The following is a 26,237-nucleotide window of genomic DNA, read 5'->3' as shown; positions in this document are numbered from 1 at the left end:
ATGGCACCCCCATTCATCATTTATCATTCCTAATTCATCAAATACCTGAATGTCTGCCTACCATTTCTTCTGCATCGACGCCCACACCTGTGGCAATCCCGTTCGGGTGGTGACCGGCGGCAGTATCCCGCACCTGCAAGGGTCGTCGATGAGCGAAAAGCGTCAGCACTTCCTGGCCGAATACGACTGGATTCGGAAGGGTCTGATGTTTGAACCCCGCGGCCACGACATGATGTCGGGCAGTATCCTGTACCCGCCTACCGACCCGGCCAACGATGCCGGGGTGTTGTTCATCGAAACCTCCGGCTGCCTGCCCATGTGCGGCCACGGCACCATCGGCACCGTTACCGTCGCCATTGAGCAGAACCTGATCCGGCCTAAAACACCGGGCGTACTGAATCTAGAAGTACCGGCCGGACTGGTCCGCGCCGAGTACCGGCAGGAGGGCCAAAAGGTAACGTCGGTGAAGATCACCAACATCAAATCGTACCTGGCGGCCGAAGGAATCAGCGTGACATGCCCGGATCTGGGGGAGCTGACGGTTGATGTGGCGTACGGGGGTAACTTTTACGCCATTGTGGACCCGCAGCCCAACTTTCCGGGCTTGCAGCACTACAAAGCCGAGCAGCTGATCGGCTGGAGCCGGGAGTTGCGAAAGCTGTTGAACGAGGAGCATACGTTTGTGCATCCCGAAAACCCGACCATCCGGGGCCTCAGCCACCTGCTCTGGACCGGTGAACCGCTGAAGGCAACCTCCACCGCCCGCAATGCAGTATTCTACGGCGACAAGGCCATCGACCGGTCGCCCTGCGGCACGGGTACATCGGCCCGTATGGCGCAGTGGTACGGGCAGGGCCGGCTGAAACCGGGGCAGGATTTTGTGCACGAAAGCATCATTGGCTCCATCTTCACCGGCCGTATCGAAGCGGAGACCGAGCTTGGGGGCAAATCCGCTATCATCCCGAGCATTGAAGGCTGGGCGATGATTCACGGCTACAATCACATTATTCTGGACGAAGACGACCCGTACATCTTCGGGTTTCAGGTCATATAACGATTGAGTGAATGAATGATTGATTGAAAATTTACCCGTCAGTATTTCACTCAATCATTCATTCACTCAATCATTTACTCAATCTAAAATGCACATAGCCATCATCGGCGGAGGCATCATTGGCCTTTGCTCGGCGTATTACCTGCAGCAGGCCGGCTTCCGCGTTACCGTTTTCGACCAGAACCCGATTACCGACGGCTGCTCGTTTGGGAATGCGGGCATGATTGTGCCTAGCCATATTATTCCGCTGGCGCAACCGGGTATGATCGCTAAGGGTATGCAGATGCTACTGCGGTCGACCAGTCCCTTCTACATCAAACCCCGACTCAGTGCCGAACTGCTCCGCTGGGGCTGGCTCTTCTACCGGCACTCGACGACGGAGCATGTAGAGCGGTCGATACCGGTTCTGCGCGACATCAGCCTGCTAAGTAAGCGCCTGTACCAGGAACTGGCCGCAACTGGTAAGGTAGACTTCGGCTGGCAGGAGCGCGGGCTGCTTATGCTGTACAAAACGGCCGCGGCCGAACATGACATGGCCGAAGAAGCCGAAGTCGCCAACCGGGCCGGCGTCGAAGCACAGCTATTGACGGGACAGCAGGTGCAGGATTTAGAGCCAGAGACGCGGGTAGACGTGCGCGGAGCGGTGTTCTTTCCGGGAGACGCTCACATCAATCCCGGTCAGTTGGTCCGTTCGCTGGTTGCTTACCTGAGGCAGCAGGGTGTTACCATTCTGGAGGAGCAGGCAGTTACCGGCTTCGAAACATCAGCCGGACGGGTTACCGCCGTCCGCACGGCTCAGGGGGATCATGCGGTAGACGAAATTGTCGTAGCCGGGGGAGCCTGGTCGCCGGTTATTGCCCGACAGCTTGGACTCTCGTTGCCGTTGCAGGGAGGTAAGGGCTATAGCTTTATGCTGAAGAATGTAACAGATAACGTGAGGGTGCCCGCCATTATGCTCGAAGCCCGCGCCACGGCCACGCCCATCGGTACCGATCTGCGCTTTGCCGGTACGCTGGAGGTAGCCGGGGTTGATCTGTCCGTAAACATGAACCGGGTGCGGGGCATTGTCCAGTCTATTAATCAATACTATCCCGACATTCAGGTGGACATGCCCAAACCCGAAACGGTCTGGCGCGGTCTGCGCCCCTGCTCTCCCGATGGTCTCCCCTACATCGGCCGACTACAGGGCTACAATAACGTGACGCTGGCAACGGGGCACGGTATGATGGGTATAAGCCTGGGACCGGCAACGGGAAAGTTGATTGCGGAGACGATAGCGGGACAGCCGCCTAGTATGGATCTGGTAGCTTTCCGGCTAGAACGGTTTTCCTGACAGTGATAAAATGCAGATGCCCGGTTCGCGAACCGGGCATCTGGCTTTCATGACGTTGAGTAAGTTGAGAATGCGTATTCTATCTATATCTATTGCTACCGACTGTAGCGAACTACTGATCCCAAACGGCTTTCGCCTGCCCAATTATATACTGAAATCGTGCCAGTTGATCTTCGTTCAAAAACCCCCTGAAAATCAATCACTTTAAAAGTTTTCATTAAAAATACCGCACAAAAACTGTGGAATACTTCCCCACTTTTGTACGGGTTTGAACACATTTCAGGCCTACTTTGACCTCTTCATCCGTATAGGAAACAATAAGGTTTTGGTGATTGTGGGTCAGCGAACAAAGTAGATATGGTATTTTTTTTTATTTTTAAACATGCTTCCTCTGCGACATTCGATGCTTGCGCGATTCCTTCTAGTTGTGTGCCTAACCATTCTATTGAGACATGGATTCGCCCAGTTGCATAGTGCCTCAGGTAGTTTCCCAAAAAAGGATCCTCTACGCTCCGTTACCAGCCAGTTTGAGCATCTGTCGGAAAAGGATGGCTTATCGGACAAATCCGTCAGATGCATCCTGCAGGACCGCGAAGGGTTTATCTGGATCGGCACAATAGACGGTCTTAACAAATACGACGGAAACACCTTTACCGTGATTCAGCAGGAGCCCGCCAGACCCGACTCTTCCCTCCGCGGTACGTATATTTCCGACCTGTATGAAGACCGCTCCGGTAACCTGTGGGCGGCAACCATAGCAAACAATTTTACGGGAGAAGGTGGCCTTCACCTGATCGATAAACGGACCGGTGCCGCTACGCGGGTAAACATCCGGGTAAAGTCGGACGAGTGGAGCCGGGCAATGGATATCTTTGAAGATCGTCAGGGCGTTTTGTGGATTGGATCATGGGGCGGTTTAATCCGGTACGAGCCTAAAACAAAGCATGCCAAATTATACCGATCACCCAGACCAAAGACAACGGTCATTTGTAGTCTGGAGGACGAGAAAAATCGGTTCTGGGTTGGCACCGTTAACGGCCTTTACCAGTTCGATCGCCAGTCAGGCCGGTTTACGCTGGTCCCCTATCCACCCGATTCGGCCGGCCAACAACCCTGGGTGAGTACCCTGTTTCAGGATAAAGCCGGCCGTTTGTGGGCGGGCACCAACAACCACGGGCTAATGCGGCTAAACCCAGAAGGTCAATCACCCGGCCTCGTTCGGTATACAGCGGGGGGGCAGATTAATCGCCACATTTTTATGAATGCCATTCAGGAGAGCCCAGCCGGACAACTGTGGCTTGGCACGACTGAAGGGCTACAGCAGGTTGATACCCGCACCGGCGAGGTGATTACGCACCGGTGCAATCCGGCGCTCCCCGATGGCCTTAGCAGCGACCGGGTTTCCTCGGTATATTTCGACCGGTCCGGTACGCTCTGGCTTGGAACGTACCAGGGGATCAATAAGCGAATCGGAGCGTCGCCAAAGTTTACCTCCGTTCAACTCGTACCGGCATCTCCGGTGGTTCCGCCGTCAGAGAACCATGTATCGGCCCTGGTTCGGGATCACACCGGCCTGATCTGGTTTGGCTCGAACAACCGTAAACTCTACCGCTATGACCCCAAAACCGGGGCGATAACCTTTGTACCTATTGATCCGGAGAACCCCGGCGATCCGGCCCCGGCAAATCGATTACAAACCGTATACGAAGATCATTCCGGACAGATGTGGGTCAGCACGGATAGTGCCCTGCTCCGGATGGACCGCGTAACCGGCACGTTTGTCCGGTGCTCGCCCCGCATCACCCGAATCCAAACGTTCGCTGAAGACAAATCCGGCTCACTCTGGTTGGGGGGCGAAGGTGGCGTCGCCCGGTTTACGCCCAAAGACGGTCGGTTCAGGTATTATTTACTGGATACCAAAACGCCTGTTGACGTTAATAGCGTTATGGTAAGCCGCACCGGCGATATCTGGATGGCCGTTAGGGGTAAGGGCATCACCCGGCTGAATCCGAAGACAGACCAGTTTACGCACTACCACCCTGTGCTGCCCGCCCCGGCCGGTCAGTTGAATGATACGCAGGTGACTGGCTTTTATGAAGACCCCGACGGAGTGATCTGGATGGGGACAAGGAGTGGTGGCCTGAACCGGTTTGATCCGCCGAGTGGCCGGTTTACAGCCCTAACCACCCGCAACGGCCTGCCGTCCAACTATGTTGCCTCCGTCATCAATGACCGGCATGGCCACCTGTGGATCAGCACCACCCGCGGTATCTGCCGATTTAATACCCGGACAAATACCTTTCACAACTACACCACCGATGATGGCCTGCCCCATAACATGTTTTTGAGTAAAGTAGCGCATGGCCTGAACGGGGATCTTTTGTTCGGCAGCCTGAACGGGATTGCCATGGTGCATACCGACCGCTTCTATGAGGATGCCACATTCCCGGTTTATATTACCGGGTTCAGCGTACTTGATCAGAACAGACCCCTGCCGGCCGGCCGGGTCGAACTCCCGCACGACGAAAATTTCCTCTCCTTTGATTTTGCCGCGCTGACGTATCAGTCGCCCGAAAAAAACCAGTATGCTTATCAGTTAGCCGGCGTAGATAAGAACTGGGTCTACTGCGGTACCCGTCACTTTGCCAGCTATACTGATTTATCGCCGGGCGAGTATACCTTCCGGGTAAAAGCCGCTAACCGGGATGGTATCTGGAATGAATCGGGCACGGAGATACTCGTTATAATTCATCCCCCCTGGTGGGCTACCTGGTCGTTCAGGATAGCGCTGACCGTAAGCCTGATCCTTCTGGCGATAGCCGGCGTGCGTTATTACACCCATTACCGGCTTAGCCGCCAGCGCACGGAGATGAAGCGGGTGCTGCAGGCCCAGGAAGAAGAACGCCAGCGGCTGGCCGCCGATCTGCACGACGACCTGGGGGCTACCCTCTCCGCCATAAAAGTGCAGCTCAAAGCCCGGCAGACTAATCCGGACAGATTAGCGAATCCGGTGCAACTGATTGACAAAGCCATTCGCGACCTGCGCCTGATTTCTCATAACCTGATGCCGCCCGAATTTGGCAAACTGGGGTTGACCGAAGTTATTCGGGAGACCGTTAAACGGGCTCAGGCCAGTTCAGGCTTAAATTGCATGTTTATCACCTACGGGCAGGAACATCCCCTTGACCAGGAAACGGAACTGACTATTTACCGCATTGCCCTGGAACTGATCAACAACGCGATTAAACACGCTAAAGCCGGACAGGTTACCGTGCAATTAATTTTTTACGCCCATCAGCTTACCCTGCTGGTTGAAGATGATGGCCGGGGCTACTCCCTTACCGAGCAGCAGGAACCTATCGGCATCGGTTTGCGAAACATTCGTTCGAGAGTAGCTTACCTAAACGCAAAACTGCTGATCGATTCCGGACAGAGAGGCACTACCATTACGGTAGATGTACCGTATACAAAAGCCCCGAAGGGCTCCCCAGAAACACCGTTTTTCTTTCCCGGAGTTTCCAGAAATAATGGCTTAAATTAGTCCCGCCGGCTAAAAGACGTTATGTAAATAAGCCAGGGCCAGACACTAGTTCACCTTATTGACCAGTACATAGTAATTTGGGTCGGTGGAAAGCGTATTGGCGCCAGATGCCCGCAGTGTCTGCCAGGTCGTGGTTGGCCGGAGCGGCTGGTACTCGGCTGATTCGTTGAGACAGATGCGGACAGGCATGTTGAAGCCGTCGACGCAGTTGGTCCACCGGTATTGTACGCCGTCTTTGGTCATCCGGTACTCCAGCGTGGGCAGGCGGGTATCGCGCAGGTATTGGTCGAAGACTTTCTGCAGATTGATGCCGGCCTGGCGGCTTACGTTTTCCTCAATTTGCTTACCCGTTACGGTCTGGTGGTAAAAGGTTTTGTTCAGCCCCCGCAGGATCTGTCGCCACTTTTCGTCATTGCCTACTACCTGCCGGATGGTGTGCAGCATACTGCCGCCCTTGTAATACATATCGCCCGAACCGGAGAAGTTGACATTGTACACCCCAACAATGGGCCGGTCGTTGCGGATCTGATTACGGCACCCGATCACATACGTGGCACCGGCCGCTTTGCCGTGGTAGTATTCGATGTACAGGTTTTCGGAGTAATTGGTGAAGCTCTCGTGGACCCACATATCGGCAATGTCCCGGTAGGTGATGTTGTTGGCAAACCATTCGTGCCCGGATTCATGGATGATGATAAAGTCCCACAGCAGGCCCCAGCCGGTGCCGGACAGATCGCGGCCCAGGTACCCGTTACGGAATTTATTGCCGTAGGTTACTGAGCTTTGGTGTTCCATACCCAGGTAAGGCGTCTCCACCAGTTTATAGCCGTCTTCATAAAACGGGTACGGACCGAACCAGTGTTCAAAAGCTTTCAGCATCGGCTTCACCTGCTGAAACTGCCGCCGGGCCTGCGCTTCGTGTTCGGGCAGGGCGTAGAAGTCGAGCGTCAGGCGTCCCTTTTCGCCCTGTAGCGTATCTGACCAGTGTGTATACCGCCCTATGTTCAGGTTGACGCCGTAGTTGTTGATGGGGTTGCCGACAAACCAGTCGAACGTTCGGGTTCCGTCGCGGTTCTCGACCACCCGGCGCAGACGACCGTTGGAGACGTCGGTCAGTTCTTTGGGAACGGTGACGCTGATGAGCATGCTGTCGGGCTCATCGTACATATGGTCTTTGCAGGGCCACCAGACACTAGCCCCCAACCCCTGGCAGGAAGTTCCGATAAACCATTGGCCGGTGGTATCCCGCGACCAGCTTACCCCCCCGTCCCAGGGTGCCCGCCGGGCAACTCGCGGCTTACCCGCATAATGCACCACCAGCGACTCTGTTTTGCCGGACTGCTGCGGCTTCTTCAGCGCGATAAAATAGGCATTTCCCTCCTGCCGGTACGCTAGTTCCTGCCCGTCCTGCTCTACCTTCACCACCCGCAAAGGTCGCTGCAGATCCACCTGCAGCGTCTGGTTTGGTTTAAGCACCCTGTACCGGATGGTGGTACTGCCATTCAGGGCGCTATCGTTGGGCTGAACGCGCACCTGCAGGTGGTAGTAGGTCAGGTCCCACCAGGCCCGTTCGGGCGTGATGCTGCCCCGCAGGGTATCGTCGCGGGTAAACTCGTATTTCTGGGCGGATGCAGTGAGTGCTGTTAGCAGACAAGCCCAGGTCAGAAGGATTCTGTACATTGACTGGTGGAAAATAAAAACCTAAATTAAGGCAAAATATTGATTTACTATTCTACTATGCATTCCCTAAACCCGGTTGCTCCTGCCAGATTGCTGATGCGAAGTATCTCTCCTTATCTAACCCTCCTTATTTCAGGCTTATTCGTCCACCTATCCGGCTCCGGCCTGGCACAGGGAACAGCCGCTGATTACCAACGCGCCGAAACCCTGCGTGAGCAGCTAAAAGACAAAGTGTATTACGCTCCCACGGCGTTCAACTGGTTACCCGACAGTCAGAAAGCCTGGTACTGGCAGCAAACGCCAAAAGGCAAAGAGTGCTGGCTGGTCGACGCCCAGGCCCGCATCAAAAAGCCGGCTTTTGATCAGGAGGCTCTGGCAGAACAACTGGCAAAGGCTACCGGCAAACCGGTCAAACCTTACAATCTGCCATTTACCACTATCAGCTTCGACAGCACGCAGACCGAACTGGAATTTACAACCGAGGGGTTTGTCTGGCGCTTTCCTCTAAACGGCACGGCAGCCCTGCGCAAAAAGGAACCCGTTAAAACCCCGACAAACGATAACCGTTACTGGGCCGCTGGTCGGGATGAACTGAGTGGCAAACCCGTAACCTCACCCGACAGTCTCTGGACCGCTTACGTCAGAAACTACAACGTGTACATCCGCCACCGCAAAACCAAAGAAGAAATCCAGTTGAGCTTCGACGGGTCAGAAGGTGAGTACTACTCCAATTATATGCAGTGGGCACCCGACGCCAAAAAACTGGCTACCTATAAATTCCGCCCGAACACAAAGCATCTGATCTACTTCGTCCGCTCGTCGCCCGAGGATCAGTTACAGCCTAAACTCGAAAGCCGGGAGTACCTGAAACCCGGCGATGCGCTACCCGTGCGGACGCCGGCCATCTTTCTGATCGATAGTCGAAAACAGCTGCCGGTTGACAATGCGATGTTCAGTCACCAGTACAGCCTGTCGAGGCCCGAGTGGCGCAAAGACAGCCGCGCGCTGACGTTTGAGTATAACCAGCGGGGCCATCAGGTGTACCGGGTGCTGGAGATAAACAGCACAACCGGCACCGTGCGACCACTGGTGGAGGAAGTCAGCAAAACGTTTATCGATTACAGCGGCAAACGTTACCGCTACGATGTCGCCGACGGCAAAGAGATCATCTGGGCGTCGGAGCGCGACGGCTGGAACCACCTGTACCTGTATGATGGGCTGACCGGCAAAGTCAAAAAACAGATCACCAAAGGCGAATGGGTGGTCAGGAACGTCATCAAAGTAGACGAAGACAAACGGACCATTCTGTTTGCCGCCAGCGGTAAAAACCCCGATCAGGACCCGTATTTTCTGCACTACTACCGCATCAATTTCGACGGCACCGGCCTGACCGCGCTGACCGCGGAAAACGCTAACCACCTGGTGTCCTTCTCACCGGATTATCAGACCTTCATCGATACCTATTCCCGGATTGATATGCCATCAACCACCGTTTTGAGAAGTGCCGTCGATGGCAACATGCTGATGGAACTGGAAAAAGCCGACGTTACTGACTTGCAAAAGAGCGGCTGGAAAGCCCCCGAAGTCTTTACGGCTAAAGGGCGCGACGGCAAAACGGATATCTGGGGTATGATCATCAAACCCACCAATTTTGATCCAACCAAAAAGTACCCGGTAATTGAATCTATCTACGCCGGGCCGCACAGCTCATTCGTCCCGAAATCGTTTGGTGCCGGCTATAGCTACCTGCACCAGGTGGCCGAGTTAGGCTTTATTGTCGTGCAGATGGACGGCATGGGAACCTCGAACCGCTCCAAGGCTTTTCATGATGTGTGCTGGCAAAATCTGAAGGATGCCGGGTTCCCCGATCGTATTCTCTGGCTTAAAGAGGCCGCCCGGAAAAATTCGTATCTGGACATCGACCGGGTGGGCATCTTCGGCACCTCCGCCGGCGGGCAGAGTTCAGCCGGTGCCCTGTTATTCCACCCTGATTTTTATAAAGTGGCGGTATCTTCCTGCGGCTGTCATGACAACCGCATGGACAAAATCTGGTGGAATGAGCAGTGGATGGGCTACCCCATTGGTCCGCACTATGCCGACTGCTCCAACGTAACCCATGCCGCGAAGCTACAGGGCAAGCTGATGCTGATTCTCGGTGAAGTTGACGATAATGTCGATCCGGCATCGACTATGCAACTGGTCAACGCACTGATCAAAGCCAATAAAGACTTTGATTTTGTGATGGTGCCGGGCATGAACCACTCATCGGGTGGTGACTACGGCGAACGCAAACGCCGGGACTTTTTTGTCAGACACCTGATCGGGGTAGAGCCGCCGGCCTGGACACCGAAAGAAGCGGCTGCGCCAATTTCAGCCCGATAACAATACGTCTCCTTCCCTTGGCTCTTAGATGAACTGGTCGATGATCAGCAGGATTATCAATCCTGTTAGGCCAGCCACGGTACCGGCCAGGGTCAGGGCTTTTAATGTTTGCGATACGGTGAGGTTACCAAAGCGGGATACGACCCAGAAACCAGAATCGTTGGGCAGGGAGAAACACATGCCTCCGCAGCAGATCGCCAAAGCAACAATCAGCGGATTAGCTCCCATCGGTACAACCATGGGAGCCAGAATAGACGAAGCGGTTACCAGCGAGACCGTAGCCGATCCCTGAGCGACCCGGATGAGAAGCGTCAGCACAAAGCCCATCACCACCAGCGACAGGTTGAAGCCGGTCAGTGACTTTACCAGATAATCACCGATACCCGATGAACTGATGATGCTGCCAAAAGAGCCGCCGGCGCCGGTAATCAGCAGGATCAGGCCCGCGGCAGAGGCCCCTTCTACAATGAGCTGATCAAAGGTTTTCCGCAGGTAGGGGCGCATGGTCAGATAAGCCACCAGCACGCCGGCCAGCATGGCTACGTTTTTGTCGCCGATAAAGCCCATCAGCCGCCGTCCCGACGAGCCGGTCGGCAAGAACTGGCTGGTAATGCTGCCGATCAGAATCAGCAGAATTGGAAACAGCAGTACCAGCAGGGATAATTGTCCGGACGGTACCCGGCGTTCGACCACAACAGCAGCGGTGGGAGTCTCCGGCACCGGATCAGGCAGGTTTTCAATAACGATATGCCGACCCAATATGCGACCCATAACCAGCCCCCCCATCAGTGAGGCAGGGAGGGCAACAAGCATTCCCAAGCCCAGAAAAGCCCCGGCATCCAGACCCATATTGCCCATAACAGCCAGCGGACCGGGAGTTGGGATAACCAGGCAGTGCGTAGTCAGCAAGCCAATCGACATGGCCGTCACATAGGTTACCAGCGGAATCCGGGTATCGCGGGACAAATCGCGGAGCAGCGGCATGAAAATAACAAAGGCCGCATCGAAAAACACGGGAATAGAAGCAAAATAGCCGGTCAGGTTAATAGCCAGGGGCGACTGCTTACGCCCAACGGTCCGCAGCAACATGGCGGCAATCTGTTCCGTCGCCTGGCTCTCGGAGAGAATACTCCCGAAAATGATACCGAGACCAATGACGATACCAATGCCACCAAGCGTCTGCCCAAACCCGGCGGCCAGCTGCTTTGTCACCGCATCGGGCGGCATGCCGCAAAGCAAACCGGTAATCAGCGCCGTTCCGAGCAGGGCCAGAAACGGGTTTACTTTAAATCGAATGATCGATACCAGCAGCAGCAGAATCGACAGCACAAAAACCACCAGAAGGTAAGATCCGGATACCATGTAAGGGTTACGTTAGGGTCTAGGGTAGGAGAATGAAATCAATATTATTGAAAAAGCACACAGGAATGAAACTTTACCCGGAACCTGTTGACCTATTCACGGCGCAGCCTTACTGTCCGCCCATAACCGGTAGGATTAGTTCTGCCCCCTTCAACCCATTTACATACGCCGTAATTTTTACCGAACCAGCCGTAGGCCCGGTTCTCAGCAATATGGAAGCGATACCGGCCTCGGCGTTGATGGGGTTCTGCCCCACCAGTTCAGCATCCCCTTCGGCCCGGAAAATAATACTATGCGCAGCATCGGGCACCACCGTGCCCCGCTCATCGACCACCGAAGCATAGACAAACACCACGTCGTTGGAACTGAGATCGCGGCCGCTCCGGTCCACGGTAAGCCTGAGGCTCTGCGCAGCACCCGGTGTCTGAACGGCCGTTTCTACCATAGCAGAACCGTTAAGGTAGCCCACGGCTTTTAGCTCACCGGCGGTAAAGCGAGACAGCGGGAAGGTAAACGGCGGATGCGCCAGCTGGGTGGCGTAGGCATTCTGGTCGGGCTTTTGCCGGCCAACGGATTTTCCGTTCAGGAACAGTTCAACTTCCTCGCAGTTGCTGTATACCACGACATCTCTGGCCGAACTCCGGGTCCAGTAGGTAGCGATGTAGATCATGGGTTTACCAAACCCCGTACGATCCGGCACTGGTCCGTACTGGCTCTGGTAAAAATAGAAGGCAAACTTGGGCAGTCTGAAAATATCCGAAATACCGGAAGCCTCCAGATCGGGCGCATAGCCCCGGTTGTAGTCGTACATTAGCCAGTTGGCATCGCCGGCCGCCCGGCCGCGCAGGTTGTCATTATGGGCCTCCTGGTAGTTAAGCGCCTGTTGCAGCAGCCGTTTTTCGCCGGCACCCCGTAACTGCCGCGAGGACCGCTCGCCTTCCTTCAGGTCTTTGAATGCCTTCTGGTTGAAGCCCGCATTCTGGGCGTAGTATTCCCAGTCGCCGTATTCAGCAATCAGCAGGGGTTTGTTTTTGTCGTAGGTATTCCAGTAGTGGGGCGGTTTGGCATGCTGCCGGACGGGGATGAACACATCGTAAACCGAATCCAGCCACCCGCAGGTATACACATCGCCAGCTGGCAGTTCATCGTGTACCGTCCGGTGCGCCTGCTCCATATAAGCCGGCGACATACCCGACTCGTTCAGCGATGCCTCCCAGAGAATAACACTGGGGTGGTTACGGTCCCGGCGCACCATACCGCGCACATCCTGCAGGCTGTTGGTCTGAAAGGTACTGTCGCCAAAGAACTGCCAGCCCGGAATAGCGTCCATCACCAGGAGCCCCAGTTCATCGCAGGCATCCAGAAAAGCGGGCGACTGCGGGTAGTGCGAACACCGCACGAAGTTGAAACCCGCATCTTTGATCTTCCAGGCATCGCGATAATTAGCGTTATCAGACAGGGCGTAGCCGAGGTACGGGTACTCCTGGTGGCGATTGGTGCCCCGGATCTTCAGCTTTTCGCCGTTCAGGTAAAACCCATCGGCGGTAAACTGAAAGGTGCGAATCCCTACCCCTACCTCCTCCTTATCAGCCACCCGGCCACTTTGCAGCACCTCCACCAGCAGCCGGTACAGATAGGGGTCCGACGGCGACCATAACCGAGGACGAGTTACCCGGATCGCTTGCGTAAACCGGCTGTATGCTCCCCGCCGGACCGACACCTCTCTGGACAGCGACTGCCCAACGGGCCGCCCGGCCGAGTCCAGCAAGGTGAGCCGGATCTTTGTTAGCTGCGCCTTCCGATGGTCGTTCTTTACCTCTGTCTGTACATTAACCACCGCCGACTCCGGACTTACCTGGGAATAATACACCCATATACCTCCTCCGGCTTTCCGGTCGGCCTGCACCGCATCGGGTATATGCAGTTTATCTTCAACAATCAGATACACATTGCGGTAGAGGCCGCTGTAGTAATTGAAATCAAGATCCTTAATGGGTTTACCGGGGGGAATGGCCGGGTTATCCTGGTTGTTGACCTTAACCAGCACACAGTTCTCGGCACCGATCGTTGCGTACTGGCTGATATCTACCTCAAACGGCAGGTAGCCGCCGATATGCTTCAGCAGGTGCCTGCCGTTCAGGTACACATCGGCCTCGTGCATAGCGGCTTCAAAATGGATAGCCAGCCGTTTGTCTTTGTCTGCGGCCGAAATGGAAAAAAACTTACGGTAAAAGCAGGTTCCCTGCCACTGATTACCGGTAATGATAAGGGGTTCAGGCTGCGCCGTATGGGGCAACGACACCAGCCGCCAGGGAATAGCCGGCCCGGCATTTTTTCGGAAGAAATCCGCCGTAACGGTTGTATCAATGTCTTTAACAAACTCCCAGCCGATATTGAAATTCAGCGCCTGACTGATGGCCGGCTTCGACCTGACTCCCCCGGCTACAGCCTGACTTGTGCCATTCAGCATTACCAGCAGCAGGAAGAAAAAGGATATACGTACGCTCATTAATGCAGTAGCCTGATGGAGACCTTTTGCATTTAACTACATTGGTTTGGCTGATGTTGCCGGTACTTATTTTGTATAAGTGGTAACAGGCTTTTTTAAACGTGCATATTGGAAAAAGCGGTAAGGACTCCCTACACCAGGGTGTTTATGAGTGCCGCCAATCAAAAACGAACAGACAGGCTCGTTGTCAGCGCGGTATTGGTTCGCCCGGTCCCGCTACCGGTTTGAAAAACGGCATCCTTACTGCGAAATGTCCGGGCTTCCACGCGAAACAGTGCCTGGTCACTAACCGCATAATCGATATTTGCCGAATATCCCCAGGTCTGGAATACCCGCGACCCGGTTTCCGTGGCCGTATCAGGGGTAATCATGACCCCGGCTTTGTCATCATAGTATTCCACTCTACCACCCAGTCGCAGTTTCTCGCTGAGTCTATACCGCAGAACGGCGGTGGGCGTAAACCAGACGTTGCTACCGCGTCCCTCCCGCCGACCCATGACCACCGGTTTGCGCTCCGACCCCACATCGAAGCCGAGGGTCAACCCTACCTTTCCCGGTTGATAAATCGCGTAAAAGTTATGGTACATCCGTGCTGACCGTAGGGAGTCGGAACGGTCGCTGCCCAGAAACGTACTCCAGTTTAGGGTAAGCCGGGATGACGGACGGCACTGAACCTGGGTACCGAACGACGGCCCCGAATACCCGGCCAATCGCCTTACCCGTTGCCACCCATTCAGGACCGAACCCAGCAGCGTCCACTTGCCGTCTGACGTCGTGTAGGTCAGTCGGGCTCCGGCCAGGTAATACGGTGAGTTCTCGGCGACAATGCTGCGCGTAAGCGTCCAGTTATCCTGGCCAATCGCACTTTCGTAGCCGATATGCGAGGAAAACAGGCCTACATCCAGCCACAGATCCCGGTTACGGCTCAGTTTTACGCCGGCATAGGCTTCAAATATGTTTTTGACCAGATCCTGCTCCGACGCATAATTATATTGCGGATAGGTGCCTACCTGAAGGGCCAGATTGGCCCGCACATACTCACCGGTATACGCACCTCTGAGGAAAGCCAGATTCAGGTTCACCTCCCGATTCCGCGTGAAATTATACAGAAAGCCCGGCCGCTCCTGAACCGTTCCCGGCACCGTGAAATCGTAGGCATAATACGCTTCGACATAGCCGCTAAAGGTCACCTGATTACCCGCTGCCGGCTGTTGCGATAATAAAGCGGTTGGAGCCGTACCCCTGGTGGTATCGGTAGCCTGCCCAAATGCAGACAGGGCCGACAGGACGATCAGTACACCGGTCTTTATATAGTTTACCATGATACAGATCACGGGATCGGTAGTTAGGTTTGTAAAATTAGCTTAGCCAGCATAATCCAGACGCTTCAGGTTTACGTTCTCCACCGGGCGAATCACCAGTGGCACCTTCTCTACCTTCACCGAACTGCTGTCGAGACCAAACCAGCGATCTTCCGACGTAGTGAACCCTTTGATGAAGAAGTAGAGGTTCATGATGATCCGCTCCTTCAACGGCAGGTCATTCTCGAAAGACAGGAACTTCTCCAGCACCACGAACCGGAAGTCGCCAATCACGTTCTGGCGGTGGAGCGATTCGTAACGGCTGGTAATATCCACCTCTTTGTTCTTTACCATATCTTCAATTACCTTCCGAAAGAACAGGTTGATCCGCTGTTCGACCCGGAAGCCCAGCCGAAAGGTCACTTTATAGCAGTCGTCGGGTGCAATAGTGTTCACCTTGTATTCCATCGTATACGGATCATCGGTCGTATCGACATGGACGAACCAGTAAATATCCGCCCGTTTCGGCCGCTTCTGAAAGATGGAGTAGATGGTCTTGGATTCAATCTCGGCCTGCCGGGCGGCATTACTCATGAACACCAGGTGGGTGGCGTACTTGGGAATGCTGATGTCGCGGCTGAGCTCTTTGATGGCCTGAATATACTGATCGATCCGGACATATTCCGTCAGCCGTAGCTTGATGTAAAACGCCTGAAGCCAGATGTACATCACCGAAGCAATAGCCGCGCCGATGACAAGCGATACCCAACCGCCGTGCGGGAATTTGCTCAGGTTGGCTATCAGAAAAGACCCTTCGATACCCAGGTACACGATCAGGAACAGCAAAACAGCCCACGCACTGAATTTTTTGACGTACAGGTAATACGCCATGAGCAGCGTCGTCATCAGCATCGTCAGCGTAATGGCCAGGCCGTAAGCGGCTTCCATATTCGACGACTCCCGGAAGTACAGCACAATGCCGACACAGCCGGCCCAAAGCAGCATGTTGACACTGGGCACAAATAACTGGCCTTTTTTGACGGTCGGGTAACGCAGCCGCACCTTCGGCCAGAAGTTAAGCCGGATGGCTTCGCTGATCAGCGTGAACGAGCCGCTGATTAGCGCCTGACTGGCAATGACCGTAGCCGCCGTAGCCACCGCCACGCCGAAAATAACAAACCATTCGGGCATAATGGCATAAAATGGCCGCCGGTCGCCTAAAGACTCCCCGGCAATGGTGGTCAGCCAGGCCCCCTGACCAAAATAGTTCAGCAGCAGACAGGTCTTGACAAACACCCAGCTTACGCGGATGTTGCCCCGGCCGCAGTGCCCCAGGTCAGAATACAGAGCCTCGGCTCCGGTGGTACACAGGAATACCGAACCCAGCAACCAGAACCCACCCGGATACTCCGACAGCAGCCACCAGGCATAGTAGGGATTGATAGCCGCCAGCACCGACGGTGCTACCACGATCTGCGAAATTCCCAGCGTAGCCAGCATCGTAAACCAGACCAGCATGATCGGGCCAAAGGTGGTACCCACCACACTCGTCCCGAAGGCCTGAACCAGGAACAGAATCGTCAGAATGGCGATAACGATGGGAACCGTAGGAATATCCGGGTAAAGAATCCGCAGCCCCTCAATAGCCGACGAAACCGATATGGGCGGGGTGATAATACCGTCGGCCAGCAGGGCGCTGCCCCCGATAATAGCCGGCACCGTCAGCCACCGGGCATGACGCCGTACCAGGGCAAATAAAGCGAAAATCCCACCTTCACCCCGGTTGTCGGCCCGCAGGATCAGGATGACATACTTTACGGTGGTTTGTAACGTGAGCGTCCAGAAAATACAGGAAAGGGCTCCTCGCACCGCATCCTGCTGGATTACCTGCGTAGGACCCAGAATGGCCGTCAGCACATACAACGGAGAGGTACCAATATCGCCAAAGATAATACCCATGGCTACCAGTAAGCCTCCCGCCGTGACGCGGTCCATCTGCTGTTTGTCTTGCATGTTGAATTCAGGTTGTATTGATTTCGTTTCTGGTGAGATGATTGGCATCAGGCTACCGGCAGGCGGAAATAAAAAGCGGCCCCATCGCTTATGTCCGGCAGTATGCCAATCTCTCCGTGCATGGAGGTGATAAATTCTCTGGAAATTGATAAGCCCAGCCCGGTGCCGCTCACAGGGCTGCTTTTGTCGGCATGGAGGTTGACCGCCCCCCGGAAATAGGGGTCGAAGAGCCGGTCGCGGTCTTCGGGGCGAATACCGGTACCGTAATCACGGACACAAAACTCAACCGTATTATTAGTTTGTCGGGCGCTTATCCTGATCGGGCTGTTGTCCAGGCTATGCCGCACGGCATTGGACAGAAAGTTGATCAGCACCCACGATGCCTTATCAGGGTCGGCTTTGACCAGGGGCAGACCTGCCGGGATATGGACCTCAAGGTGAATGTTCTTTTGCTCGGCCGGGACCCGTACGGCGCTGGTAGCTACCTCAATGATGTCGATAGCCGAGACGTTTTCCAGCCGCAATTCGATCTGCCCCGACTCCACCTGCGCCATATTGAGTAACTCACCGGTAATGTGGAGCAGCCGGTCGGCATCGTCGCGGAGCAGGTCCACCAACTGCGTCTGTTCTTCATTAAGGGGGCCGATGCGGTCATCCTCCAGCAGCTTCAGGCTCAGCTTGATGCCGGATATCGGTGTTTTCAGTTCGTGCGAAACGGTAGCGATGAAATTGGTTCGGGCCTGATCGCGCTCCTGGTAGGGGGTGACATTCGCCAGAACAATAACGTAACCGGCCGGGATAGGCTTCTCTTCGCCGGTGCAGGTAACCGTAACCTGGTGGGTCTGTTTTCTGAAATAGCTTTCTTTCCCCTGATCAGGAATCTTCAGCAGCCGGCTTTCTCCGGTAGCGGGGGTGTTGTTCATCAGATCCTGAATCAACGTCCGGGCGACATCATTCACCGAAGCCACATCCGGGGCATACGTCCCGACCAGATCAGTTTCGGTCATGCTCAGCAACCGGCAGGCTACCGGATTGGCGAACAGCACCCGCTTATGCTCATCGAGTCCGATGATGCCATCGGGCATAAGCTGAATTAAGGTATCAATGCGCTTTTTTTCGAACAGTAGCTGGGCAAGGCTGGAGTGTTCATATTCATCCAGTTTCTGCGCCATTGAGTTAAATGATCGGGCCAATTCACCAAACTCGTCATCCGAGTGAAAATGAAGTCGTTCTTCAAAGTTGCGACTGGCGATCTGTTTGATACTCTGGGTCAGCTCCCGTAGGGGATTCGCGATATAGCCGGGAAAGTAGAGGATAAACGACAGCACCAGCCCAAAACACAGCGTCCCCACCGCTGCCAGCCACAGCAGAGCCTCCCGGGCGGTTTGCCGGGCGGTATTGTTCTTGCGAAACATGGCCTGCCGGTTAATATCGTCCAGCTGCAGCACGGTGCCTCGAATGCGCGACCGGGTAAGTGAATCCACAGCTCCGGTCTTTAAACGGTCGAAGTCGCGGCTGAGGGCCTCGATCAACTCCTGCTCCCCTTCCTCAGTGATGTTTTGTTCCTGCTTCTGAAGGCTTTGTTCAAAGGTTTTCAGCGCATCCGGATCGGTACCCAACGCCGACAGGGCCTTCTGCATGGTACTGGTGTATTGCAGGGAGAGGTAGTTATTTTCCAGAATGGCCTGTGAGTCGCCGGCGAGCTGATTAAGGTAGAAAGCGCCCAACCCCGTCAGCAACAGGATGATGGAGAACAGAAAGATCAACCCCAGAAACAATTTGGTTTTAATGGTCATAGCAACAGCAGGCAGCCGGAATAAATCTGTAACGGCTGCCGGCAAATTTGTCCGGTCCACCCACACGAATCCAAATCCATACGCCAATAACTATTCCAAACAGGGTACTGCCGGTCAACTTCTGTACAACCTGCTTTTTATCAGCCGCTTATTGCTGCCGCTTTTTGCACACAAAAAAGCCAACCCTACCAAAATGGCAAGGTTGGCTTTTCAATTTGAAAGACTTATTGCCCGTCTGGGTTTACAACTCGCCAAGTTTGCGGTAAAGGGTTGTCAGACCGATGCCCAGCAGTCGGGCGGCTTCGGTTTTATTACCGCCGGTTTGGCGCATCACCCGCTGGATATGGAGTTGCTCCACGGTAGCCAGGTCCAGCGCCGATTCGGTACCGACAGTCCGATCCTGCTGCATATCATACGGCAGATGCTCGACCAGCAATTCGGGTCCCTCCGCCAGAATAACCGCCCGTTCGATGACGTTCCTGAGTTCGCGGGTGTTGCCCTTCCAGGGTTGCTGCTTCAGTTTGGTCAGGAAAGCCGGACTTAGCCGAATTTCCCGTTTACCGATTTTTGTGGCATCGCGCCGGGCAAACTGTTCGGCTAGGGCCGGAATATCCTCCGGCCGCTCGCGCAGGGCCGGTAGCGTAATGGTGAACACCGACAAACGGTAGTAGAGGTCTAACCGGAAGGTGCCGGCCTGCGTCTGCTGTTCCAGTTTGCGGTTGGTCGCGGCAATGACGCGGACATCCACCCGCGTTGGTTTGGTATCGCCGACGCGGAGAAACTCGTGGGTCTCCAGCACCCGCAGCAGCTTGGCCTGCAAATCCAGTGGCATTTCCCCAATTTCGTCCAGAAAGATGGTGCCTTTATGCGCTTCGGCAAAAAGTCCCTTTTGATCACGGCTGGCCCCGGTGAAAGCACCCGCCCGGTGACCAAACAGTTCGCTCTCCAGAATTTCCTTACTGAGTGCTCCGCAATTGATGGCGACAAACGGCCCTAATCTACGGGGACTGGCCCCGTGAATGGCCTGGGCAAACACTTCTTTGCCGGTACCAGTCTCGCCCATCAGCAGCACAGTGGTATCGGTTACGGCCACTTTACGCGCCAGCCGCATTGCCTGCTGAATAGCCTCCGATTCGCCAATGATGTTTTTGAAGCTGTACCGACGGCTTACCTGGTCCTCCAGGTGCTGAATCCGGAACTGCAACTGCGCCTTCTCAATGGCCCGGCTCACCAACGGAATGATTTTATCATTATCGTCGCCTTTGGTAATGTAGTTAAAGGCTCCGTTCTTAATGGCAGCTACCCCGTCGGCAATCGTGCCAAAGGCAGTCAGCACGATCACCTCTACGGCCGGATACTTTTCTTTGATGTACCCGGTCAGGTCAATGCCGTTCTTATCAGGCAGTTTCACATCGCTGATCACCAGGTGCACCTCTTCGCTCTCCAGCAGGCTGAGACCACTGCGGGCATCAGCCGCTTCCAGCACCTTATACTCCTCCAGGCTTAACATCCGGGCCAGCAGTTTCCGCAGCCGGTCTTCGTCATCGATCAGTAGTATGGTAGCCGCCACAGGTAAATAGCCTTTAATTCCCGGCAAAGATATAAAGTCTGCCACACTGCCGCCGTTCTTTGCTACTGCTCGTCCCCCGGCCCGCCGGAGCGGATTGTATCGCGTTACAAACGCGAACCTCACCCGTCTCGCGATGCAATCGCGGACGAGCGAAACGAGTCAGAGTAGCAACACATACTATTCCAGCCGCACGCTACTGATGGCTACGCCGTGTTTACCGTCCCGTTCACTTTGCGGCAGACCGGGGCCAATGGAAAATTGCAGACTTTCGATGGCACTCAGATCCAGACTGCCTGATGCGGGTTTGTCAAAATAGTACGGCAAAAACGATGGATAAGGCCGTGGCAGACTAACTACCTTTACCGGCTTCAGATCCTTCAGCGGCAACGTGTAGTCGCCGGTCTTTGGCTCCAGCGTCAGCAAGCCGCCATAGGCAGAGCCCTCTTTGGTCACCAGCGCCACCTGTAGTTTTTCGGGTTTGTCCAACAGCGAACGCCCCTGAATTACCAGCCTCTGCATAGAGGCAAGATCCTGCCGGCGACCGTCGACTTTGGGCGCGAAATTATACCGGAACGAGTAGTCATAAGTCCTTGCTCCGTCGCGGTTCTCCGGGTCCGGCACAACTAGTTTCTCAACGGGTAATCGTACCTCGGCCTTTCCGGGTCCTTCGGTCGGCATGAGGCCGGAACCGGGTGTCCAGGGTCGGACCAGTTCGTCGGTATCCGTGGCCGCTTCGAACAGGTAAACGGGAGCCGTTCGGGGTACGACGCGCATGGAATAAGCTTGTGGATCGTAGAAATCCCAGTCCGACGGGCGCGTTTCCAACCCCGAGGGGTACGTCCGATAGCCTCCATTTTCTTTCACGGTGATGTAATACCGCAGAAACCCTTCATTAACTACCCGTTCGGGGAGTGTTGCCGTATAGGTATAGCCGTTGCTTCGGTCCATCCGGATCACCTCCGGTCGGGAACGGGTTTCGGTTACCACCAGCTCGATTGCCTCGGGTTCATTGACGGTGACAACGGTAGCACTGAGGCTGACGGGCTGACCTACCGACACCTCCGGCACCGGCCTGTGCAGCACATAGGTGCGTTTTACGGTAGAGACCGGAGCGGCAAACTCCTTCAGCGTCAGATTACGCCAGCGGCTGTTACCGGTTAGTTGGGTGGTTGTCCCCTTCCGAACCAGCAGGTAGGTACCCGGTGCTACGGTAAACCGTTTGCCGGTGACGGTGGCCGAAAGCGTATTGCCATCGTTAAGCGGCACTATTCGATAATCGTCGCCCAGGTCGGGCAGGTTGATGGACATGGGCCACGAGCGCCAGTTCACCACGGCCACTTCTTTTTTCAGACTATTGCGCCCGAACGGGTCACGCACCCAGATGGCATCGGGCAGCACCTCCAGCCGCCAGACGCCCGCTTCGAGCCGGTCGAGGAAGTAAGCTCCGCGTCCCTCATAAGTCACGACCGGCGAGTTGCCAAAGCCGGCGATCTGCGCCAGCCGGGCAACAGCCGGTGGTGTTGTGGTAGTGTGATTGGTATAAATGAATTTCGCATCGGTCACCATTTCGGCCAGATCCTGCTCATAGCTCACCCGAAACGCATCGAAGGAGGTATTGGCCGGATAAGGTCCGTAGTCTTTGTACAGCGGCACCCGGTGAAATACCTCGGATGCAATCATCAGACTCAGGGCTTTCTGCGGAGCATACACCAGGTTCATGTAATGGGTATCGTATTCGGTATTGGCATAAGCCATGTAGGTAGGGTCATACGAAAAATGTGTAGCCACCTGCAACCCGGCCTCCCGAAACTCCCGCGCCATGGCCGGATAAATGTACGAGCGGCCCACATCAGCCGCATCGAACTCGTACACGATTTTGGCCATCTTTTTGAACTTCGGATTATTGGCAAACGGTATCGTGTATTCGTCGACGTTCGCCAGCAGATTCCCCCGCAACTCGTGACGAGCACCCAGGCCGGTAGGGTACCACTGGAACGTGCCACCCTGAATGTTGGCGTTGAAATACGCATCGGCGAGGTGGATGCTGTGGCTGATGTTGTAAAAGATCGGCTTGCAGGTGCCGCTTCGGCGCATAGCAGCCACCATGCGGTTGATAAAACCGGTCACCTGTTGCGGAGCCTCGTTGTGGTGTGGTTCATTGCTAATCTCAAACGCGATGATGTCCGGATCATCCTTATAGGCGATGCCGGTGTACGTATTGACATGGTTCAGAAACTGATACAGGTAGGTTTCCTGCGCTTTAATAGCGTCGGGATTGGTCAGGCTCGGTCCTTTGCCGTATTTGCGGGAGAAGCCGGGCGTTTTTTCGTCGGGTTCGGGCCAGCCGTTACCCCAGTAGGCAATGGGCGTGATGATGAACTTCATGCCCCGCTCCTTCATCTTCTTCAGCGTATAATCAAACAGCCGGAGGTGTTCGTTGCTGAGCAGGTTTCCCAGGCTGTCGCTGATTTCGGTATCCCAGACATGCACCCGGTAGGCATCAAACCCCAGCCGGGCGAAATGGTAGACATCGTGGTCAATCGCCTGCTCGTGCGGAATACCGAGCTGCTTTGCCACCCGATAGGCATGGGCAAAAGGAACGGTGTAGTTGATACCAAAGCCTTTTACCTCGGCTTTGGTATGGCCCCAGCGCATGACGCCATTATTATCTACGTAAACGTCGGCAGATTTCTGGGACTGAGCAATGGTGGTGAAAAGGAGTAATAAGCCGGCCAGATAGCCGGTAACTCGTTGGCGAAAAGTAAACGTCATTGACAAAAATATGCGTCTATGGTCAATAATCAAGGGAAGCTGTACGCCTGCCCGTCTCGCGATACAATCGCGGACGAGCAGTGCAGCGGTAGCAAAAAAGTAAAGCCAGACAACCTAAGTCGTCTGGCTTCTTGTGATCGTTTAATAACGCGGCTAATTCCTAAAAACTATCAGATACCTTTCACAGTATCCCCGGTTATCAACGATTTACAGATATATAACTCGCCCCGGCGACAGATTGTTTAGCTGGGTTTGAAATTTTCTTCAAACCCAGCCGAGCCGAACGTCTACGATGCTACCCGATGCCGCAGCCTTCTTCCCCGACTGACCCGATTGTCGGTGTCAGAGTCACGGCTTAAGAAAGCGGCCGCTACGGCAACAACGGCTACGCCAATGGCTACTTTAGTGACCAACCGGTAAGGCTTGTGCTCCCACTCGGCTTTCCAGCCTTTTTCGGCAAAGATGTTGGGTACCTTCGCGTTTGAGAAGTCATCAATAATGCCTTCGACAACATTTATCTTGTCGGCCAGCACCAAAGGCAGCCAATGGGCATAATCCGATTCGCTGTATTTGAACGCGTACCGGCGAATCATTCCGCTCAGCCCCGACGGCGGTGTCGAGGTTCCGAAGACTGCGGGCGTATTGTTTCGTTCAATGGAATGGAGCACTTCTACGTTGACTGGCTGCTGGGACGGACGCTCCCAGGTATAGCCATCCTGCTCTTCGTCGGTTCGTTTTTTGATAGGATAGGTCGGATCATTCTTTGGATCTGCATCAATACCCCACCCTTTGATATGCGAAAATTTTTGGGCCAGTTCTTCTTTTCTTCTGACCAGCACATCATTTTTGTCATCAAATTTATTTTCAATTTCTTCCATGGCTCTGCTTAATTTTAGTTGGCTGATGGCGGAATAAGTACAGGTTTGATGCAGTTATCCAGCTTTTCGGAGAAAATGTGGTAGGCATCGGCTATTTCCTCCAGCGGCACGCGGTGCGTAATCATCTGCTTGGGGTCCAGCACACCATTCTTAATGTGCTCAATAAGCCTTGGCAGCAGCCGCTTCACGGCAGCCTGATTGGCCCGGATGGTAATGCCTTTGTTGACGACATTGCCGATGGGTACCAGACTGTCCGTAGGACCATATACGCCCACAATGGAGACAACGCCCCCCTTCTTGACCGAGTTGATGGCCCAGTGTAAGGCAGTAGTTGAACCACCCTGCAACAGCATTTTCCGGCCGGTCAGGGTATTCATGGCATTACCGGCGGCTTCGGCCCCTACCGCATCAATACAAACGTCGGCCCCCAGCGAGTCGGTCGTCTTCTTGATGAAGACAACGGGGTCTTCCAGTTCTTTGAAGTTATACACCTCACAATGCGCAAAATTCTTGACGAACTCAAGCCGGTAATCGACATGATCGATCACAATGACCCGGCCCGCACCAAACAGCCACGCACATTTGGCCGCCATAATCCCTACCGGTCCGGCACCAAACACCACTACCGTATCACCCGGCTGAATACCACCCATTTCGGCCGCCTGGTAGCCGGTCGGTACCACGTCGGTCAGCAACACCGCATCGTCATGGTCCATCCAGTCTGGCACCACGGTTGGCCCGAAATTGGCGTACGGAACGCGGACGTATTCGGCCTGGCCGCCCTCGTAGCCACCGGCAGTGTGTGAATACCCGAAAATGCCGCCTACGGCTGTAGCCTGAGCGTTTGACTCGTGGCAATTTCCGTACAACTCCTGCTTGCAGAACGCACACCGCCCACAGGCAATATTGAACGGCACGATCACGGTGTCACCCACTTTCACGTTGGTTACCTCTGACCCAATCTCTTCGATCACCCCGATAAATTCATGCCCGAACGTCATTCCCACGCGGGTATCGGGCACATTGCCATTATATAAATGCAAATCAGAGCCACAAATACAGGTGCGGGTAACCCGAACAATAGCATCCTCGGGATGGAGGATTTCGGGCATGGGTTTGTGGTCGATACGGACCCGTTGCGGTCCCCGGAAATTCATTGCCAGCATACGAATAGTCCTTTGGTTTTAGTTGAGCAGATAAAAAAACAGCCGGTCTGGCGGGCGTTCTCCCCTTATGATGATAAGAAGGATATAGCGGCCATGCGGCTGTTTACGTAACTAAACTTAACCTATAAGGTTAATATTCTATAAGAATATCTATTCTACGAAGCAGCAAGTGTTCCAGTCTCCAGGTAGCTTTTGACATTTAGCACATCCTCCTTCACTATATCGCGGAACATCGGGTTCAGCAGCCGCGAGATTTCCTTACCGGGTACGCCCAGTGGGGCTTTATAGGTAATGATTACATGCAGTTGCGTACCATCCGGGTGATAGAGCAGTTCCACTTTGCCGGCGTTTTCGATGGCCGCGCCGGGCAGGGAGCGCCAGCCCAGCAACCGGCCCCGTTCTTCCTTAACGATCTCTGCTTTCCAGGTTAGACTTCCTATACCACCCGGTCCGGTTGCTTTCCACTCCGACGTTTTGGCATCCAGTTCCCTGACATACTCAATATGGCTCATAAACAGGGGAAGGTTCTCCAGTTTACGCCAGAAATCGTATACTTCCATTGGGCTGCGGTTAACGACCAGATCAACATGGATGTTGATGTTGTCGCTCACTTCCAACGCCTGGCGTTTCTCAATGGCACTGTGCAGCGGGCAATACCCGGTTACCCCGCGGAACAGCAGGTAACCACCAATCATCGCTTCGGGTATACTGGCTTCACGTTTTGCAAACGCATCGAGCAGCAGCCAGGAGCCACCAACGGCTGAGAAAATACGTTCTTTCGGACCAACGTTCATGCGCTGGTTTCGCAGGATTGGGCTATAGGCATCTTTCATAACATGGCAATTTTCTCATGGAGTAGATATAACTGTTCGGACTTCCA

At 54.6% G+C, this 26,237-nt stretch carries 15 protein-coding genes; 4 read left to right on the top strand and 11 right to left on the bottom strand.

The window, feature by feature from the left end; genetic code table 11:
- Positions 1–49: 49 nt before the first annotated feature.
- From ABD949_RS17810 to ABD949_RS17800, 3 genes are all read left to right on the top strand, one after another.
- A complete protein-coding gene (locus ABD949_RS17810; RefSeq protein WP_345245406.1) occupies positions 50–1,054 on the top strand; it encodes a 4-hydroxyproline epimerase in 1,005 nt (334 codons plus the stop codon).
- Positions 1,055–1,142: 88 nt separating this feature from the next.
- Positions 1,143–2,387, top strand: coding sequence for an NAD(P)/FAD-dependent oxidoreductase (locus ABD949_RS17805; RefSeq protein ID WP_345245404.1), 1,245 nt, complete (start codon positions 1,143–1,145; stop codon positions 2,385–2,387).
- 445 nt (positions 2,388–2,832) lie between these two features.
- Positions 2,833–5,928: a sensor histidine kinase gene (locus tag ABD949_RS17800; protein WP_345245402.1), complete on the top strand. Its 3,096-nt coding sequence runs from the start codon at positions 2,833–2,835 to the stop codon at positions 5,926–5,928.
- Positions 5,929–5,973: 45 nt separating this feature from the next.
- Here the strand turns inward: ABD949_RS17800 and ABD949_RS17795 are convergent, their stop codons facing one another.
- Entirely contained in the window at positions 5,974–7,608 is a 1,635-nt protein-coding gene (locus ABD949_RS17795) for a M1 family metallopeptidase (protein ID WP_345245400.1), read from the bottom strand.
- A gap of 57 nt (positions 7,609–7,665) precedes the next feature.
- Between ABD949_RS17795 and ABD949_RS17790 the strand changes: the two genes are divergently transcribed.
- Positions 7,666–9,990 carry a S9 family peptidase gene (locus ABD949_RS17790; RefSeq protein ID WP_425576769.1) on the top strand — a complete coding sequence of 775 codons (2,325 nt, stop codon included), beginning with the start codon at positions 7,666–7,668 and terminating at the stop codon, positions 9,988–9,990.
- Positions 9,991–10,014: 24 nt separating this feature from the next.
- Here the strand turns inward: ABD949_RS17790 and ABD949_RS17785 are convergent, their stop codons facing one another.
- From ABD949_RS17785 to ABD949_RS17740, 10 genes are all read right to left on the bottom strand, one after another.
- On the bottom strand, positions 10,015–11,352 hold the full coding sequence (locus ABD949_RS17785) for a GntP family permease (protein ID WP_345245398.1): 1,338 nt from the start codon (positions 11,350–11,352) through the stop codon (positions 10,015–10,017).
- Positions 11,353–11,461: 109 nt separating this feature from the next.
- Positions 11,462–13,861 carry a glycoside hydrolase family 2 protein gene (locus tag ABD949_RS17780; protein WP_345245396.1) on the bottom strand — a complete coding sequence of 800 codons (2,400 nt, stop codon included), beginning with the start codon at positions 13,859–13,861 and terminating at the stop codon, positions 11,462–11,464.
- Positions 13,862–14,022: 161 nt separating this feature from the next.
- Complete coding sequence (locus tag ABD949_RS17775; protein ID WP_345245394.1) at positions 14,023–15,183, bottom strand: porin; 1,161 nt, start codon at positions 15,181–15,183, stop codon at positions 14,023–14,025.
- Positions 15,184–15,225: 42 nt separating this feature from the next.
- On the bottom strand, positions 15,226–17,175 hold the full coding sequence (locus ABD949_RS17770) for a KUP/HAK/KT family potassium transporter (RefSeq protein ID WP_345245392.1): 1,950 nt from the start codon (positions 17,173–17,175) through the stop codon (positions 15,226–15,228).
- Positions 17,176–17,222: 47 nt separating this feature from the next.
- Positions 17,223–18,971 carry a sensor histidine kinase gene (locus ABD949_RS17765; protein WP_345245391.1) on the bottom strand — a complete coding sequence of 583 codons (1,749 nt, stop codon included), beginning with the start codon at positions 18,969–18,971 and terminating at the stop codon, positions 17,223–17,225.
- A gap of 241 nt (positions 18,972–19,212) precedes the next feature.
- Positions 19,213–20,541: a sigma-54-dependent transcriptional regulator gene (locus tag ABD949_RS17760; protein WP_345245388.1), complete on the bottom strand. Its 1,329-nt coding sequence runs from the start codon at positions 20,539–20,541 to the stop codon at positions 19,213–19,215.
- Between the two features lie 177 nt (positions 20,542–20,718).
- The gene (locus tag ABD949_RS17755) at positions 20,719–23,313 is read right to left on the bottom strand and encodes a cellulase family glycosylhydrolase (RefSeq protein ID WP_345245386.1); all 2,595 of its coding nucleotides are present in this window, start codon (positions 23,311–23,313) and stop codon (positions 20,719–20,721) included.
- A gap of 287 nt (positions 23,314–23,600) precedes the next feature.
- A complete protein-coding gene (locus tag ABD949_RS17750) occupies positions 23,601–24,191 on the bottom strand; it encodes a hypothetical protein (protein WP_345245384.1) in 591 nt (196 codons plus the stop codon).
- A gap of 14 nt (positions 24,192–24,205) precedes the next feature.
- The gene (locus ABD949_RS17745; protein ID WP_345245382.1) at positions 24,206–25,357 is read right to left on the bottom strand and encodes a zinc-dependent alcohol dehydrogenase; all 1,152 of its coding nucleotides are present in this window, start codon (positions 25,355–25,357) and stop codon (positions 24,206–24,208) included.
- A gap of 155 nt (positions 25,358–25,512) precedes the next feature.
- Entirely contained in the window at positions 25,513–26,190 is a 678-nt protein-coding gene (locus tag ABD949_RS17740) for an SRPBCC family protein (protein ID WP_345245380.1), read from the bottom strand.
- Positions 26,191–26,237: the final 47 nt, after the last annotated feature.

Origin of the sequence: Nibrella saemangeumensis, from assembly GCF_039541915.1 — a bacterium.
Classification (GTDB): domain Bacteria; phylum Bacteroidota; class Bacteroidia; order Cytophagales; family Spirosomataceae; genus Nibrella; species Nibrella saemangeumensis.
This window is presented reverse-complemented; position numbering and strand designations above follow the sequence as displayed.